This is a genomic window from Zobellella iuensis (assembly GCF_016746085.1).
In the GTDB taxonomy this organism is placed as follows: Bacteria; Pseudomonadota; Gammaproteobacteria; order Enterobacterales; family Aeromonadaceae; genus Oceanimonas; species Oceanimonas iuensis.
Map to the genome: position 1 here is coordinate 1 of NZ_JAERTZ010000012.1, position 16743 is coordinate 16743.

Below are 16743 nucleotides of genomic sequence, written 5' to 3' on the forward strand. Positions count from 1 at the left end.
TAAGAAAAGAGCTTGGCGGCCATGAGTATGGTGCACCAAGCCCGTGTAAAAATATGAAAAATGTCAACAAAAACTTGTGACTAAAAGCCAGGCTGGAAGCTGGAAGCTGGAAGCTGGAAGCTGGAAGCTGGAAGCTGGAAGGATAATACCGAGGGGCCGGATAGGCCCCTCTGCTTTTTCGCCAGATATTTCTCTTTACCACGGCTTTTACATCATCGTCATCTCCGCAGGCGGAGATCCATGACAGTTTGCACTGGGCTCCCGCCTTCGCGGGAGTGACCACAGAGAAATACGGGAGTGACCACAGAGCAATACGGGAGTGACCACAGAGTAATACTGGAATGGCCACAGAGAACTACAAAGCTTTGTCAGCAGTCAGAAAGAAAAATGCCGCTCACCTTAGGTGAACGGCATTACCCCTGCGGGCTCTTTTTTACAGCTGCCGCCCCAGCCAGTCGGCGAAACCGGGCAGGGCGCCCAGGTGGGGCAGCAGGGTGATGCTCAGTTGCGGATACTGCTCCCGCTTCTGCTCCAGCACCGAGGGCAAGTCCTTCACCACATGCTTGCCCTGGGCCAGGAAATAGGGAAACAGCCGGATGTCGGTGGCGCCGTCCGCCACCTGGGCATCGATGGCCTGCTCCAGGCTGGGTTCGGCCAGTTCCCAGAAAGCATGGCCAATAACAGCAAATTTGTCGCCCATGCCCGCGGCCAGCTCGCCGGCAAAGGCGGCGATTTCTTCATTGGCGGCCGCCCGCCGGCTGCCGTGGGCGACCAGGATAAAACCCTTCATATCACTCCTGCTTTACGCTGTACCAGGGGCGCCTGGGCGGCCAGCACATCAACACAAAAATCCCAGCTGGAAATACGGTAGTGCTGAATGTCTTCCTCCAGGTGAGTACCCTGAGTCTGCTGATGAAACCAGGTCAGGAAACGGGACGGGGTAATCAGCTGGATCTGGCTGTCGATGTCTCTTTCATCGTCGTCCATAAAATCCATCACATCGCTCCCTTCCAGCACCCGGTAGCCGAACAGGTGTTCAAATACCAGCCGGTAAATCACCCTGGGTGGCGTATCGATGTCGGTGGGCATGCCCATCGACAGTATCAGACTGCCATTCCAAACATCCTGATGCAGCTCGGTCAGCATCAGCCCTGTGGTCAGGCCACGGGCACCGGCCCATGGTGTTGCCACCTGTCGAATCGCGTTCACTTCCATAACAGCCTCCCTGAAACGGGAACAGACCTGGTTCAGTTATAACAACCGGACAATCAAAGGAGCAAGCGAAGGTGAAAAAAAACCCGGCGAAGCCGGGTTTGGGAGCAGTTACTTGACCGCGTCTTTCAACGCCTTGCCGGCAACGAAGCTGGGCACATTGGCCGCTGCAATCTCGATTTCCTTGCCGGTTTGAGGGTTGCGGCCGGTACGGGCGGCGCGATGGTTTACCTTGAAAGTACCGAAGCCGACCAGCTGTACCGGATCACCTTCCTTCAGGCTTTGAGTGATACCGTTGAGTACTTCTTCCAGGGCTGCCTTGGCCTGAGCCTTGCTCAAATCTGCTTTGGCGGCGATTGCATCGACAAGCTGAGTCTTGTTCATAGGGTATCCTTTCTCACTTGGCATTAAGCGGTTGCCCACTCTATTCAAATTTCGGGCTCAAGCAAAGCCTTTGTCTTTAAGGCAAATATCAAGTGCCGTTGTTTTGTTCGGAAACTGCGGAAAACATCACATAACCGCAAGGGAAAGCCCGCGGCGAGCGGCCACGGACGACATCAGCATAGCCGACCGAAACCCCTGCTGCCAAGCATCTGGCAGGCCCCAAGGGCAAAACTTGCCGTAGCAGCAGGGGGCCCATGTCAGGACTCCAGGCTTTTGATCACCACGGTGGAATCACAGCGGCCATAGCCTTCGGCCAGCAGCTGTTCATACACCTGATGCACATGCTCGGTCAGCGGCAGTGTCAGCCCCAGCCGTTCGGCTTCTTCCAGGCAGATGCCCAGATCCTTGTGCATCCACTGGGCGGCGAAGCCGAAGTCGAACTTGCCCTCGGCCATGGTCTGGGCCCGGTTCTGCAACTGCCAGCTCTGGGCCGCGCCGCCGGCCAGCACCTCGATCAGGGTGGGGATGTCGAGCCCGGCCTTCTTGGCGATCATCAGCCCCTCGGCGATGCCCTGCACGGCGCCGATCACGCAGATCTGGTTGACCATCTTGCAGCGCTGGCCCGACCCCACCGGGCCCAGCCGGGTCACCTTCTTGCCGTAGGCGGCCAGCACCGGCGCCGCTTCGGCCACGTCCGCCTCGTCGCCGCCTATCATCACCGTCAGGGTGCCGTTTTCCGCCCCCAGTTGGCCGCCGGACACGGGCGCATCGATAAAGCGCGCGCCGGTTTCGGCAGCCTTGCGGGCCAGCTCTTCCGCCAGCCCGGCCGAGGTGGTGGTGTGATCGACCAGCAAGGCGCCCGGCTTAATGCCGGCCAGCACGCCTTCGTCGCCATAGACCACGGCGCGCACGTCGTCGTCGTTGCCCACGCAGACCATCACCATGTCGGCGCCCTGGGCCGCCTCGGCGGGCGTGGCCGCGTGGGTGCCGCCATGGCGCGCCACCCAGTCGGCCGCTTTCTGCGGGTTACGGTTGTAAACGCAGATCTCGTGCCCCGTCTTGCTCAGGTGCCCGGCCATGGGAAAACCCATGACCCCCAGTCCGATAAATGCCAGTTTCATCTTCTGTTCCCCTGCTCTGGTAGAGATAACAAATTGAATCGGAGAGAAATCATCACACGCCGAGAGAATGGGGACAAGCCTTGCCGGCGCCATAAAAAAGCAAGGTCCGCTTGCGCGGGCCTTGCCGAAAGGGCACTTCTTGTTATGGGCAAGCGGCGGGGTGTCCCCGCTGGTTATCAATTGACGTTGGTACTTTCGAAAATCTTGTCCGCCGAGGCGGCGACGAAGCCGGTATAGAGCTTGCCGTCGGCCTGGGCATAGCGCAGGGCGAACTCGTAGAAACAGCTCGGCAGCTCGGCCTTGCCGTCGCTGAATTCGACGATGGCGGTGTCGGCCATGGTGGAGGACTGCTCCAGCAGCACCTCGGGCGAACCCTTGATCTCGCCGCCCGCGGCATTGAGCCGGAAGCCCGCATTCTTGAGCGCGCTGTTCACCGCCTCCAGGCTGTCGAAGCCGTCCAGCTCGTTGACGCTAACGGTGAAGTGGTTGGCGCGGAAGCCGTAGGCCGCCAGCCAGGCCGCGTATTCGCTCTCCGCCAGCAGGGCCTGGTAGTCTTCATGGGAAAGCGTCCAGGGCGCGCCGGAATAGAGGAAGTGGGTCTGTCCGGGCAGCTGCTCGTCCACCTGCTCGATCAGGCCGGCGACGATGCGCTGCAGCCCGGGGGAGCACTGCTCCAGCAGCAGTTCGCTGATAAACACCTTGGGCGCGGTGGCATCGAGGGGGTGCTCGTAGTGGCGAGCGTAGAGCTTCTTGGCCTCGAAGTGGTACTCGCCCTTCTGCTCGTAGCCCAGCGCCAGGAAGTGGGCGGCCAGCTTCTCCAGCCCCAGCTTGGGATGGCGGAAGGTGCGGAACGCCACATGATCGTTGATGATGGCCTTGCCGCCGCCCAGCAGCTGATGGATCTCCAGGGCGCTGGGGGTCATCTTCAGATAGTCCTGCCACAGGGCGTTGAACAGTTCATTCACCGAAGTGTGCATGCTCTTTTTTCCTTATAGTGGGGTCATCCCTATTTCACGCAATCTGGCCGGCCGGGCATCTCGCCCGACCGTTCAGTACCTTGTCGCCGGCCGGCAAAACGCCGGCCGGCCTTGTCTCCTCCCCCACCCCGGCGATGCCGGGGCCCGAGTACCGACAGCGAACAGCGCTGGTGGCTCGTCCGCTATCGGCCCGCAACCCGTATTTTCTTGTCGTCGCCCCCGCTATCTTGTCGTCGCCCCCGCGAAGGCGGGGGTCCATGGTGTTGAGGCAAAGCCTGTCAGATCGGCACCTATGGTCCTGGATGCCCGCCTGCGCGGGCATGACGACGATAGCAACCGGACAGTTAAAACTGCAGCCCGGGCGACAGGCTGGCCGGCATGGTCACCCTGTCGTCTTCCACCGAGGCCACCGGGTAGGCGCAGTAGTCCGCCGCATAGTAGGCGCTGGCCCTGTGGTTGCCGCTCTCGCCGATGCCGCCGAAGGGGGCGGCGCTGGAGGCGCCGGTGATCGGCTTGTTCCAGTTGACGATGCCGGCGCGGATGCGGCGGTAGAAGTAGTCCCAGTCTTCCTGCTGGTCCGACAGCAGCCCGGCCGAGAGCCCGTAGCGGGTGTGGTTGGCGATGGCCAGCGCCTCGGGCAACTCGCCGTAGCGGATCACCTGCAGCAGCGGACCGAAGTATTCCTCGTCCGGCAGCTCACCGATGGCGCTGACGTCGATAATGCCCGGCGACACCAGGCCGGTGCCGGCCTGCAGGTGCTTGAGCATCAGCAGCGACTCGCCACCCAGGGCCAGCAAATGGGCCTGGGCCGCCACCATGGACTTGGCCGCCTTCTCGGAGATCATCGAGCCCATAAAGGGCTGGGGATCCGCGTCGTACTGGCCGACCCGGATAGCCCTGGTCACTTCAATCAGCCGCGCCAGGATGCGGTCACCGGCCTCGCCTTTCGGCAGCAGCAGGCGGCGCGAGCAGGTGCAGCGCTGGCCGGAGGTAATAAAGGCGGACTGGATGATGGTGTGCACGGCGGCGTCCACGTCTTCCACCCGGGTCACCACCAGCGGGTTGTTGCCGCCCATCTCCAGGGCCAGGATCTTGCCCGGCTGGCCGGAGAACTGGCTGTGCAGCAGGTTGCCGGTGCGGGACGAGCCGGTGAAAAACAGGCCATCTAACCCTGGATGGGCCGCCAGCGCCTTGCCGGTGGCCACCTCGCCCTGCACCAGGTTGAGCACCCCGGCGGGCAGGCCGGCCTGCGCCCACAGCTTGACCATCTCCTCGGCCACCATGGGGGTCAGCTCGGACGGCTTGAACACCACGGTATTGCCGGCGATCAGCGCCGGCACTATGTGGCCGTTGGGCAGGTGGCCGGGGAAGTTGTAGGGGCCGAACACCGCCACCACCCCGTGGGGCTTGTGGCGCACGAAGGCGCGGGCGCCGGGCATGGGGTTTTCCACCGTGCCGGTGCGCTCGAAATAGGCCTTTTCGGAGATGCCGACCTTGCCGACCATGGCCGCCACCTCGGTGAGGGTTTCCCACCGGGGCTTGCCGGTTTCCCGGGCGATCACCAGGGCCAGCTCGTCCTTGTGCTCGTTGAGCAGCTCGGCGTAGCGCTTGGCGATGGCCAGCCGCTCCTCGACCGGGCGTTCGGCCCAGGCCAGGGACGCCTCGCGGGCGGCGGCGATGGCCGCGGCCACCTGCTCGGGAGCGGCGGCCGCGCCGCGCCAGATCACTTCATTTTTGGCCGGATCCAGGGAGACGAACGGCTCGCCCTCGCCCGCCAGCCATTGACCATTGATATATTGCACTGCTTCAGTCATTGCCTTACATCTCCACAACCCGGACGCTGTCGCCGTCTTCCACCTTGAGCAGGCGGGCAACCTCTGGGGTCATCACCGCCTGGGCTTTTTCTTCATTGACCGCCAAATCACCGATCAGGGCCCGGAAACCATCGAAGCGGGTGTTGCTGATCAGATGCTTGCCGGCATCCACCGGATGGCCAACCTGCACCGTTAACCGGCGGCTGTTGCGCACGGTGCGGATCTGCTTGAGATCGCACTCCACGCTGGGGCCGGCGTCGAAAATGTCGACATAGCCGCGCCAGGCAAAGCCTTCTTCCTCCAGCAGGCGCAGGGCCGGCCGGGTTTTGTCGTGGGTCTTGCCGATCACGGCCCGCGCCTCTTTCGACAGCAGGTTGACGTAGATCGGATACTTGGGCATCAGATCGGCGATAAAGCCTTTCTGACCGATGCCGGTGAGGTAATCCACCGTGGGGAAGTCCATGGAGAAAAAGTGCTCCTGCAGCCAGCTCCAGAACGGGCTGTTACCGCCGTCGTCGGAGACACCGCGCATTTCGGCCAGGATGCGATGGTCGAACAGTTCGGAAAACTCGGCCAGAAACAGGAAACGGCACTTGGACAGCAGCCGGCTGTTCATCCCTTCCCGCGCCTGCTCGCGCAGGAACAGGGTGCACAACTCGCTGACCCCGGTGTAGTCGTTGGTCAGGGTCAGGGTTTCCACCACGTTGTAGATGCCCAGCTTGCGCGAGCTGTGTACCTGCTTGCCCAGCAGATAGGTATAGAAGGGGGAAGACAGGCCCACGGCCGCATCCAGGGCGGTGGTGCCCAGCACCTCGCCGGTGTCGCTGTCTTCCGCCACAAAGAAATAGAGGCACTCGCCCTTGCCCGCCGGCCGGCAGGAAAACGAAGAGATGGAGTGATCGATCTTGTTTTGCAACAACTCGTCATTGACCGGCAGCGAGGTAAACCCATGGCCGGACTCGATGGCGATCTGCTTGAGGGTGGGAAAATCTCTCTGCTCGATGGGGCGAATCACCAACATGCAGAACTCCTTATTACGCTATTGGCGACCAGAGCGAGGCAACCCTGCCCCGCTCTTAATACCTGTCGCCGGAATGTATTTAGCCGTTCACAACCTTGGCCACGGCACGCTCGAAGCGGGCCAGGCCTTCGGCCACTTCTTCCTTGGTGATCACCAGGGAAGGGGCGAAGCGAACCACGTTGGCACCGGCGATCAGCACCATCAGCTGTTCTTCCATCGCCGCCTGCAGGAAGTCACGGGCCCGGCCCTGATACCGCTCGTTCACCACGCAGCCGAGCAGCAGGCCCTTGCCGCGGATCTGCTCGAAGCAGCCGTACTTGGCGTTGATGGCGTCCAGCCCTTCCCGGTACCAGGCCTCGCGCTCCTTCACGCCGTTCAGCACCGATTCGGTGTTGACTGTGTCGAAGGCCGCCTCGGCCACCGCACAGGCCAGGGGGTTGCCGCCGTAGGTGGAGCCGTGGGTGCCGACCTTGAAGGCCGCGGCGATTTTGCTGGTGGTGAGCATGGCGCCGATGGGGAAACCGCCGCCCAGGGCCTTGGCGCTGGTGAGGATATCGGGGGTCACGCCCAGATCCATATAGGCATAAAGGGCGCCGGTGCGGCCCACGCCGGTTTGTACCTCATCGAACACCAGCAGGGCGTTGTGCTGGTCGCACAGCTCGCGCACCGCCTGCACGAAGGCCGGCTCGGGGCTGATGATGCCGCCCTCGCCCTGCAGCGGCTCCATCACCACGGCACAGGTGCGATCGGAGATCAGCGCCTTGAGCGCGGCCAGATCGTTGTAGGGCACGTGGTCGATGTCGGCCGGCTTGGGACCGAAACCGTCGGAATAGACGGCCTGGCCACCCACCGACACGGTGAAGAAGGTGCGGCCGTGGAAACCCTGGGTAAAGGCGATGATCTGGGTCTTTTCCGGGCCGAAGTTGTCGATGGCGTAACGGCGGGCCAGCTTAAGGGCCGCCTCGTTGGCCTCGGCGCCGGAGTTGCAGAAGTACACCTTCTCGGCGAAGGTGGCGTCCACCATTTTCTTGGCCAGGCGCAGCGCCGGCTCATTGGTCAACACGTTGCTCAGGTGCCAGAGCTTTTCGCCCTGCTCCTTGAGCGCGGACACCAGCGCCGGGTGGCAGTGGCCGAGACAGTTGACCGCAATACCGCCGGCGAAGTCGATATATTCCCGACCCTGCTGGTCCCACAGCCGGGCACCCTGGCCGCGCACCGGGATCACCTGGGCGGGGGCGTAGTTGGGGACCATGACCTGGTCGAACATTTCGCGGGTGACTGCCATATCAGACATGCTTATCTCCTCCGGATACCGCAGCTTGCTCTGCGATAAAAGTTAAATCCATGTAAACACGCGAGCATTATTGCAAAACAATGGTTACTTGTCTCTACAACAACCGAAAATATTAGTCATTTATTCGGATAAAAGAAAAAATATAGTCATTTATATTGCATAAGCTCGCATCAAAACCGCCGGTCCGGGCCCCGGCCAGCGGCCGGGCTGCATAAAAGGGCAACCGAAAAAATTTTTGACACGATCGGCCCGACAGGCGGAAACCGCATTATTCCCGGGATAAGGGCCGCTGACGAACGAAAAACACTGATAGCCCCGATAAGTAAAACTAATAGTCGGGGCCGGCAACAGGATTTCTAATGGGCCGCAAACGGCGCCAGGGAAGGGCTCAGATAAGTTCGAGGAAGTTCTGCAGCAGGCGGTGGCCGCCCTGGGTGAGGATGCTCTCGGGGTGGAACTGCACGCTGTAAAGCGGCAGGCGGCGGTGCTGCATGGCCATGATCTCGTCCACCCGCCCCTCGCCGGTTTCGGTCCAGGCGGTGAGTTCGAAGCCATCGGGCAGGCTCTCAGGCTCCACCACCAGGGAGTGGTAACGGGTGACGGTGAGCGGATCCGGCAGCCCCTTGAACAGACCCCGGCCGGTGTGGCGGATGGGGGAGGTTTTGCCGTGCATCACCTGGCGGGCGCGCACCACCCGCCCACCGAAGGCCTGGGCGATGGCCTGGTGCCCCAGGCAGACGCCGAGGATGGGGATGACGCCGGCAAAACGGGTGATGGCCGCCAGCGACACCCCCGCCTCGTTCGGCGTACAGGGCCCGGGTGAAATCACCAGCCCCCGCGGCGCCAGCGCGGCGATCTCGTCCAGGGCAATCTCGTCGTTGCGGCGCACCACCACCTCCTGCCCCAGCTCACCGAAGTACTGCACCAGGTTGTAGGTAAAGGAGTCGTAATTGTCGATCATCAACAGCATATTGCACTTATCTCTTTGATTCTATTGATACAACAAAGCCATACACTGCTTTGATACCCGCTCTGATACCCGCAATTTCATTTGATACCCAGAACCGAGACCTCAACAGCACACATGAGGAAACGGTATTTTCGCATCTATCTCGTTGGCGTCAAACTTCACGACCTTCTGACAAGAAGAGATTCACATCATCCTCTTGATGACCAGCCTGCTGATCCTGAAGCGGCTCATCGTAATCTCGGCGGCTACGAGTTATCGCAGTTCAAGGCTGCCACGAATACAGATACATGGTTTTGCCCCGCCGTGAAAACAATAAGCCAACGAGTATTGACGAAAATAACACATCACATCGACTGTACCTGCCAGTATTTACAATAAAACTCTCAGACACCACAGCAGATGCACACTCAGACAGCATGAAAGGTTATGTCACATCTATGAACACTTTAACGCCTAAGGGCCTAACCATAAAAAACACTACAACACTCCCTTGAGTAAATCCATAAATGCCTCATCAAAAACAAGCAAGAAGTAAACTTCCATCAAGAACAGTAGTAGCCAACTTTCAAAAAGCACAAAGAAAAACATCCAACATCATTACTTTTTACGTCTATCATACTCATTCATAATCAGCTTATTCAGTACATCCTTTATTTTAACCCCGTCATCATCAGCTAGATTAACGAGAGCTTGCTTAGCCTTCTTCCCTATATAAGTATTCAAACGTCCATTATCCCTATTACTCTCTCTAAACTTTCTCTGTGACCAGGCTGCTCTCGCACTTCTCAAAAAAATCGTTTTCGTATCAGGATGTGCCTCCCAAAGAAAAAAAGCAGTTTTAAAGACCTTCACCCTATCACATGAAACAGGCAAAGAAGATAAGCCTTCCATCAAGTCTTTCCCATCCAAATATTCAACAAGCCAAGAAATAAAATCATCATCATTATCTTTAACCCACGAAAACATCTTGCTAGATTCATCCAACCTTGACAGAACATCACGAATGTTATCAACAAACTCTTCCTTACCCCTAGATGTTATATCAAGAAAAACTAAAAACTCTTTTACTGCAGTATAAATTTCCTTATGCACTGCGGGCCTCAAGGGGAGCCCAAAATCATTATATCTTTTCCCTCCTCGATACTTCCTACAGGCAACCCAGGCAACAAAACATTCGTCTTCCCTACTTTCAAGCCACGATACATCACCAACATTAACTCTCACTTCTTCAAAACCATGACTAAAAACCTTTTCAAACCTATCTAATGAATTACCATGCCTTTTTGAGATGGGTTTTCCAATCCACTTTAGAAATTCGCCAGCAAAGTATGAACACAGACCGTCAACATCATACGAGAAGTTATGCCTCAAACCCTCAATACGTTCATAATTCCCAATCATGTACCTCAACTTAAACTCATCTTCATCAGCAATACCCTTAAATCTTTGAATTACATCACATTTAACCTCTTCAATATTTTCGCCCATAAACCCCTCAATTACGCAGTAATAAAATCAAGATATTAACATGGTATAATCACATTAAAATCATATCAAAATCAACTTATTTTCATGTGATTATAAGCAACAAATAGCACTTCAGAGTTGCTTTTAACTCGGTTTTTTCCTCTTGTTGTAGACTTCCATACCTAATCCAACCACTAGACCATCGCATGACTTAAAGCGAACATAACTTGCGAGCACATCTCTCCCGCACTGCCTCTCCCTAACCCATAGCGCAACCGCCCTCACGGCCCTAGATACATGTCGGTATGTTTAATATGCGTATCTCAGTAGGCCTTATCTAAAGGGAACTCAGTCATATTTAATAACCAGAGCAGTCATTCCTGTGGAAGATACACAGGAGACAAACCATGAGAACAAACAAGACTGAAACAAACCACAGACAAGCCGACAAGGTAGTCGCTGTTATTGATCGTGCATTGGCAGATCACCCCAGAACCATTGCGATAAGATTTGACCTTAGGTTTCCCTGGGATCTACTCGACTCACTCTACTCAGACTCTCCGTCTCAACACTTCAGAGCAGACCGAGAAGTCATCACCAGATTCTTCAAGTCTCTAAAGTCAAAAATCAGCCATTCACTATCAAGAAGAAAACGAGAGGGTAAGCGAGTTCACCCAACAAACGTTAGATACATTTGGTGTCGAGAGATAAATGACTCAGTCCATTGTCACTATCACGTTCTCATACTGCTCAACAAAGATACCTTTCAATCACCAGGCAACTATCGATTAATCGATAGTGGGTTAAGTGGAATGGTTTATTCCGCATGGGCCAGCGCAATAGAATTGTGCATTGAAGATGCTTTCAGGCTTGTTCACTTCCCCGAGAACTCTAACTACACCATAAATAAAAATGCCGACCGACATCTATTTGAAGAGGACTATAACTCGCTAGTAAATCGAGCCCTCTACCTTGCAAAAGCATTCAGCAAGTACACAGCAGATGGCGGCCGTTCATTCGGAACAAGCCAGAACTAACTCTTACAGCATCAAAAAGGGTAACATTATGAGACTCATCAAACTTAAAGAAGTCATGGACTGCACCGGCCTGGCTCGCTCTACTATCTATAAGTACATATCAGAGCAGGCATTCCCCAAACCCGTGCCACTGGGCGAGAGAGCCGTCGCCTGGGTTGAAAGTGAAATTCAGGAGTGGATACTGGAAAAAGTTGCTCAGCGAGATAACGAGAAACCCCACTAATCGACACCAGCCAGCAATCAAAGAAACTTCAGATATATCTCATCTCCTTGAGCTAACTCACCCCTGAGTTAAAACAACGTCAAGGAGTATACTTATGTCTATTCAATGCCCTTCCTGCCATTCCCAACGTGTTATTACCCGTGACATCGCCAGAAAGATTGGCGGCACCACAGGCGCTATTGCCGGAGGCGCTTCAGGCATGGCTGGCGCAGCCGGTGGCGCCAGGGTGGGTGCCATCGTCGGAACCATTGGTGGTCCTTTGGGAATGACCCTGGGCGGCCTTGCCGGTGCCATTATTGGCGGTTTGGTGGGCAGTGCCGCCGGAGGGATGGCAGGAGCAAAACTGGGAGAGGAAATCGACGCCAAAGTGCTCGATAACTTCCAATGCACCGACTGCGGTCATTGCTTCCGTCCCCAAGAGTGACCCTTTCTGCTCAGCCCGTTCAGTGATTAGCGCTCGACGTCACTTCATCCACTCCTTCATTTTCAGGAAACGGTTATGTCTCATCTCGTCGAATCCATGGCCTACGTGGGCCAGGTGCCCTGGCATGGCTTGGGCAATCAACTATCCCGTCAGCAGCCGCTGTCGGTCTGGCTCAAGGAAGCCGGCATGGACTGGTCCATCAAGCAAAGCGACGTCATGTTCAACGCCGCCGAGGAGGGCCTGTTCCTACGCAGCCACGACAGTGCTCAGGTGCTGTATCGCTCCGATACCCTGGCGCCCCTGTCGGTGGTGTCCAATCGCTACAAGGTGGTGCAGCCCGAGGAGGTGCTGCACTTCTACAAGGACCTGGTGCAGGCCGGTGGCTTCGAGCTGGAAACCGCCGGGGTACTCAAGGGCGGCCGCAAGCTGTGGGCCCTGGCCAAAACCGGTCAGGCCGCCAAGCTCAAGGGCAATGACCAGCTCAAGGCCTATCTGTTGCTCGCCACCAGTTGCGATGGCACCCTCTGTACCACCGCCCAGTTCACCTCGGTGCGGGTGGTGTGCAACAACACCCTGCAGGTGGCCGTTGGCCAGAAGGCCGGCGCGGTCAAGGTGCCCCACTCCACCGTGTTCGACCCCAAGCAGGTAAAAGAGGCCCTGGGGCTCGGCCTGTCGAGCTGGGATACCTTCATGCGCGACTTGAAGGCCATGAGTCAACGCCCGGTTTCGCCGGAGGAAGCCCATCGCTTCTTTGCCGAGGTGCTGGACGACCCTTGTGCCACCCAAGCCGACCTGCCGCCCGCCAAGCCGATGCAGCAGTTGCTCAGCCTGTACGACGGCGCCGGCATGGGTGCCGAACTGGCGTCCAGCAAGAACACCGCCTGGGGCCTGGTCAACGCCATGACCGAGTTTGTCGACCACCACCGTCGCGCCCGCAACCAGGATTACCGGCTCGATTCCGCCTGGTTCGGTCACGGAGCCCAGCTCAAGCACAAGGCCTACAGCCAGGCCATGGCCTTACTTCACTAATCCCGTTATTCGATTCATTGCCCCATAAGCCCCGCTGGCTCTCGCCAGCGGGGCTTTTATGCGTTTAGGAGACTCATCATGAAAGCACGTTATTCCAACGCCCTGCGCCTGGCCGACACCAAGGCGCTCACCCGTGAACAATGGCTGCAGGTGCGCCAGTCCGGTATCGGCTCGTCCGATGCGGCGGTGGCCATTGGCCTGTCCCCCTACAAGAGCCCGTTGTCACTGTGGCTGGAGAAAACCGGCCGCCGCCCGGCACCCGACCTGACCAACAACGAGGCAGTGTTCTGGGGCACCACCCTGGAGCCGGTGGTGGCTTATGTCTACGCCCAGCGCACTAAGCTCAAGGTACGTCGGGTCAATGCGGTGCTGCAGCACCCGGAACACCCCTTCATGCTCGCCAACCTGGACCGGGAGGTGCTGGGCCACCCGGATGGCGTCGGCACCCTGGAGATCAAGACCGCCGGTTATCACTCCGCCCCCCAGTGGGAGCAGGGCATTCCCCTCGCCTACCAGTGCCAGGTGCTGCATCAGCTGGCCGTCACCGGCCATGCCTGGGCTGATGTGGCGGTGCTGATCGCCGGGCGGGATTTTCGTATCTACCGGGTCAATCGGGACGACGACAAGATTGCCGATCTGATCCAACGGGAGACCGTGTTCTGGCAGCACGTGGTCAACGACACCCAACCGGAGCCGGACGGCTCGGAGGACGCCGGCCAGGCGCTGCAGGCGCTCTATCCCGAAGACAAGGCGCCGGTGCTGGATCTGACCGAGTCACCGGAGATGAACAACCTGTTCTTTCACTTTCTGACCGCCAAGGAGAAGAAGGAGGAAGCCGAGGCCCGGGAAGCCCGACTCAAGCAGCAACTGCAGGCCGCCTTGGGCGAGGCCGGCGGCGCCGTGTTCCAGGAGGGGCAAATCAGCTGGAAGCGCAGTCGCGACCGGGTGGTGCCCGATATGGAAAAGCTCAGCAACAACCACCCGGAATGGCTGCAGCAGTGCAGTAAGACCGTACCCGGCTCGCGCCGCTTTACCGTGCAACTGCAAAGGAGCAAGTCATGATCAAGGGACTGGCCATCACCCCGCCCATCATCGGGCGGATCAGCATTGGCAAGCTGGTCAACAAGAACGACAAGTGGCTGCCGGAAAAGGACGACAGCTTCACCCTCACCACTCAGGTCCAGAACCGCAACGGCTGGATGCTGCATCCGCTGCACCAGCGCTACGCGGAGGGCGCGGCCAACGGCAAGATCCGGACGATCCCGGTGCGGGTGCTGTTCAACGACAGTGAGTTGAACCTGCGCGCCGAATACAGCGCCTTCGACCGCAGTACCGGCCGGCCGCTGTGCGTGGGCAATGGCGAAACCGCCAAACGCGTCAATGAAGGAGGAATAGAAGAGGTGTGTTGTCCCGGGCCGGAGCATTGCCGCTTTGCCCATGAGCAGGGCTGCAAGCTCTATGGCCGGCTGAACCTGCAGGTGGAGGGGCAGAACGACGAGCTGGGCAGCTTTATCTTTCGTACCACCGGCTACAACTCGGTGCGCACCCTGGCGGCCCGGCTGCAGTACTTCGAGGCGGTCACCGGTGGCCATACCCGCCATCTGGCGCTGCAACTCAAGCTCAGGGCCAAGAGCACCACCCAGTCCTACCGCACCCCGGTGTACTACGTGGACTTGACCCTGCGCGACGAGGACAACCTGGCGGACGCGGTGCGCACCGCGCTACAGGAGGCGGAGCACTACCGGCAGGCCGGGGTGAACATGGCCAGCCTGGAACAAACCGCCAAACAGCTGCTGCACAACGGCCAGTTCGAGGACGGTGAAGATGAAGTCCCGCTGTTGCTGGATGAGTTCTACCCGGAGCAGGACGGCCAGCCCGAGCCCGAACCAGAAAGTAAGCCCACCAACCTGGTCAAGGCCACCCGCCTGACCAACAAACTGGGTACCGTCGGGTAACTGCTATATTCCATCAATGCAGCAAAAACGAGACTCACAATGAACAACAGCTGGATCGAATGGCTTGCCTGGGGGCTGTTAATCGTCATTGCTGGCGTTTCAGTTTATCTGGAAGTGAGACACTTCTAGTCCTCATGCCCTGCTTACACATATCCCTTTTACGCGCCGCCCTTGAGCGGCGCTTTTTTATGCCTGGAGTTTCCCATGAGCAATAACACCTTTATCGCCGGCGAGCAGGCCGGCACCTACCTGGCCCCCGGTCCGGTGACCGAGGCCGATATTCTGCACATGGCCCACAAACTGGCCCGCCGGCGGCTGGCCAAGGGCCGGGTGCTCGACGCCCCGAGCAAAACCTTCGAGGCACTGCAAACCCTGCTGCAGGAATGCGAGCACGAAATCTTCGCGGTGGTGCTGCTCGACAACCAGCACCGCATCCTGCGCTTCGAACAGCTGTTTCGCGGCACCATCGACGCCGCCAGCGTCTATCCCCGGGAGGTGGTCAAGCTGGCCCTGGCCTGCAACGCGGCCGCCGCCATCTTTGTGCACAACCACCCCTCTGGCGATCCCGAACCCAGCCGGGCGGACGTGGCCATCACCCAGCGCCTGCGGGACGCCCTCAGCCTGGTGGACATCCGCACCCTGGATCACGTGGTTGTAGGCCTGGAAGGTTGTGTGTCATTGGCCGAGCGCGGCCAGATTTAACCCAAGGAGCCCCCATGGCGTTTAATCCGAACGAGCTGGAGCCCCAGTTCAACGAGCAACGGTTCTGGCGCAAGCTCAGGGCCAACCTGCGCCGGGCAGGCAAAGATGTGATCCGTCACTGCCTGTGCCTGTACTACGCGGCCCAAAAGCCGGAAACCCCGCTGTGGGCCAAGACCGTGGTGTACGGTGCCTTGGCCTACTTCATCATTCCGCTGGATGCCATCCCTGACGCCATCTTCGTTATCGGCTACAGCGACGATCTGGCGGTGCTGAGCGCCGCCCTGGTCACCATCTCGCTGTACGTGGATGCCGAGGTGGAGCGGCAAGCCGACCGCAGCTGCGGGAGTGGTTTGGCGACTGAAAAACAAAAAAAAAGCGACGGTGAGTCGCTTTTTTTTTTGTCTCTTGAAACAAAGACTCATGGGCCGGAAGTGCTGGACGTAAAATAGTCGGGTGTTACAGCACCAATTTCTGCCGTTACACCCGACGACTCTATCCGCACCCCGTATATGCCGGAATTCCTGGACATCAAGGATGAGTATTCGAAGTTCGACCTGGAGCAGGCTTGATTCGGTACTTGGAAGATTTCCTGCTCGCACTCAGTGACGGTCTTGTTTGCAATATCCGTTCTGTAGGAAAAACTGCTACTCGGTTCCACATAACGTCAGTTGCATTCAATGACACCCGCTCAGTATTTGCCGCAATGCACTGACTCTGATACATTTTTGACCAGACAGAGAACAGATGTAGGTTTATGCATGTTCTAGGTTAACTATCTTAACCTTCCTACTATTTGAATGAGCAAAAATCTTGCTACAGCGGGCCATCCGATGACAACACGGCCGGCTGGCCGAAGTTCCGATGATTCAACTCTAGGAGATCCACTATGGCAGGCAAAAATCAGCATGTTGTTCCTCACCAAGACGGTTGGGCCGTCAAAGGAGCCGGCAATCAGAGAGCAACCTCTGTGCATGACACGCAGCAACAAGCAATAGATGCTGCGCGGGATATTGCACGTAACCAGAAGTCCGAGCTCATCATCCATCGCCCGGATGGCCGTATCCGTGACAAGGATAGCCATGGCAACGACCCCTTTCCCCCGAGAGGCTAAGG

The 16743-nt window shown here is 58.1% G+C and carries 19 protein-coding genes; 9 read left to right on the forward strand and 10 right to left on the reverse strand.

Annotated features, from left to right (window positions below; all coding sequences use genetic code 11):
- Positions 1–433 precede the first annotated feature (433 nt).
- The 10 genes from JKV55_RS03740 to JKV55_RS03785 form a co-directional block, all read right to left on the reverse strand.
- Positions 434–790 (reverse strand): sirohydrochlorin chelatase, encoded by a 357-nt coding sequence (locus JKV55_RS03740; RefSeq protein ID WP_202082412.1) that lies wholly within the window; start codon positions 788–790, stop codon positions 434–436.
- A complete protein-coding gene (locus JKV55_RS03745) occupies positions 787–1215 on the reverse strand; it encodes a hypothetical protein (RefSeq protein WP_202082413.1) in 429 nt (142 codons plus the stop codon). Before JKV55_RS03745 ends, JKV55_RS03740 begins: the two co-directional genes overlap by 4 nt.
- A gap of 108 nt (positions 1216–1323) precedes the next feature.
- Positions 1324–1596, reverse strand: a complete 273-nt coding sequence (hupA, locus tag JKV55_RS03750; RefSeq protein WP_094040604.1) for a nucleoid-associated protein HU-alpha — start codon at positions 1594–1596, stop codon at positions 1324–1326.
- A 257-nt stretch (positions 1597–1853) separates the two neighbouring features.
- Positions 1854–2717 carry an NAD(P)-dependent oxidoreductase gene (locus tag JKV55_RS03755; protein ID WP_202082414.1) on the reverse strand — a complete coding sequence of 288 codons (864 nt, stop codon included), beginning with the start codon at positions 2715–2717 and terminating at the stop codon, positions 1854–1856.
- 176 nt (positions 2718–2893) lie between these two features.
- Positions 2894–3694, reverse strand: coding sequence for a DUF1338 domain-containing protein (locus JKV55_RS03760; protein WP_202082415.1), 801 nt, complete (start codon positions 3692–3694; stop codon positions 2894–2896).
- 344 nt (positions 3695–4038) lie between these two features.
- Entirely contained in the window at positions 4039–5508 is a 1470-nt protein-coding gene (gene astD / locus JKV55_RS03765) for a succinylglutamate-semialdehyde dehydrogenase (RefSeq protein WP_202082416.1), read from the reverse strand.
- 4 nt (positions 5509–5512) lie between these two features.
- On the reverse strand, positions 5513–6529 hold the full coding sequence (gene astA, locus JKV55_RS03770) for an arginine N-succinyltransferase (RefSeq protein ID WP_202082417.1): 1017 nt from the start codon (positions 6527–6529) through the stop codon (positions 5513–5515).
- A gap of 79 nt (positions 6530–6608) precedes the next feature.
- Complete coding sequence (locus JKV55_RS03775) at positions 6609–7823, reverse strand: aspartate aminotransferase family protein (RefSeq protein ID WP_202082418.1); 1215 nt, start codon at positions 7821–7823, stop codon at positions 6609–6611.
- 388 nt (positions 7824–8211) lie between these two features.
- Positions 8212–8793 carry an anthranilate synthase component II gene (locus JKV55_RS03780; protein WP_202082419.1) on the reverse strand — a complete coding sequence of 194 codons (582 nt, stop codon included), beginning with the start codon at positions 8791–8793 and terminating at the stop codon, positions 8212–8214.
- 597 nt (positions 8794–9390) lie between these two features.
- Entirely contained in the window at positions 9391–10281 is an 891-nt protein-coding gene (locus JKV55_RS03785; protein WP_202082420.1) for a hypothetical protein, read from the reverse strand.
- Positions 10282–10667: 386 nt separating this feature from the next.
- Here JKV55_RS03785 and JKV55_RS20205 point away from each other — a divergent pair, with 386 nt between their 5' ends.
- From JKV55_RS20205 to JKV55_RS03830, 9 genes are all read left to right on the forward strand, one after another.
- A complete protein-coding gene (locus tag JKV55_RS20205; protein ID WP_202082421.1) occupies positions 10668–11297 on the forward strand; it encodes an inovirus Gp2 family protein in 630 nt (209 codons plus the stop codon).
- 28 nt (positions 11298–11325) lie between these two features.
- The gene (locus JKV55_RS03795; protein ID WP_202082422.1) at positions 11326–11520 is read left to right on the forward strand and encodes an AlpA family transcriptional regulator; all 195 of its coding nucleotides are present in this window, start codon (positions 11326–11328) and stop codon (positions 11518–11520) included.
- Positions 11521–11614: 94 nt separating this feature from the next.
- Positions 11615–11944: a hypothetical protein gene (locus JKV55_RS03800; RefSeq protein ID WP_202082423.1), complete on the forward strand. Its 330-nt coding sequence runs from the start codon at positions 11615–11617 to the stop codon at positions 11942–11944.
- 75 nt (positions 11945–12019) lie between these two features.
- A complete protein-coding gene (locus JKV55_RS03805) occupies positions 12020–12973 on the forward strand; it encodes a DUF932 domain-containing protein (protein WP_202082424.1) in 954 nt (317 codons plus the stop codon).
- A 78-nt stretch (positions 12974–13051) separates the two neighbouring features.
- Positions 13052–14035, forward strand: coding sequence for a YqaJ viral recombinase family nuclease (locus JKV55_RS03810; RefSeq protein ID WP_202082425.1), 984 nt, complete (start codon positions 13052–13054; stop codon positions 14033–14035).
- On the forward strand, positions 14032–14928 hold the full coding sequence (locus JKV55_RS03815) for a recombination directionality factor (protein WP_202082426.1): 897 nt from the start codon (positions 14032–14034) through the stop codon (positions 14926–14928). Before JKV55_RS03810 ends, JKV55_RS03815 begins: the two co-directional genes overlap by 4 nt.
- Positions 14929–15132: 204 nt before the next feature.
- Positions 15133–15630, forward strand: a complete 498-nt coding sequence (gene radC, locus JKV55_RS03820; RefSeq protein WP_202082427.1) for a RadC family protein — start codon at positions 15133–15135, stop codon at positions 15628–15630.
- A gap of 14 nt (positions 15631–15644) precedes the next feature.
- A complete protein-coding gene (locus JKV55_RS03825; RefSeq protein ID WP_202082428.1) occupies positions 15645–16079 on the forward strand; it encodes a YkvA family protein in 435 nt (144 codons plus the stop codon).
- Positions 16080–16516: 437 nt separating this feature from the next.
- On the forward strand, positions 16517–16741 hold the full coding sequence (locus JKV55_RS03830) for a DUF2188 domain-containing protein (RefSeq protein ID WP_202082429.1): 225 nt from the start codon (positions 16517–16519) through the stop codon (positions 16739–16741).
- The last annotated feature ends 2 nt before the right edge of the window (positions 16742–16743 follow it).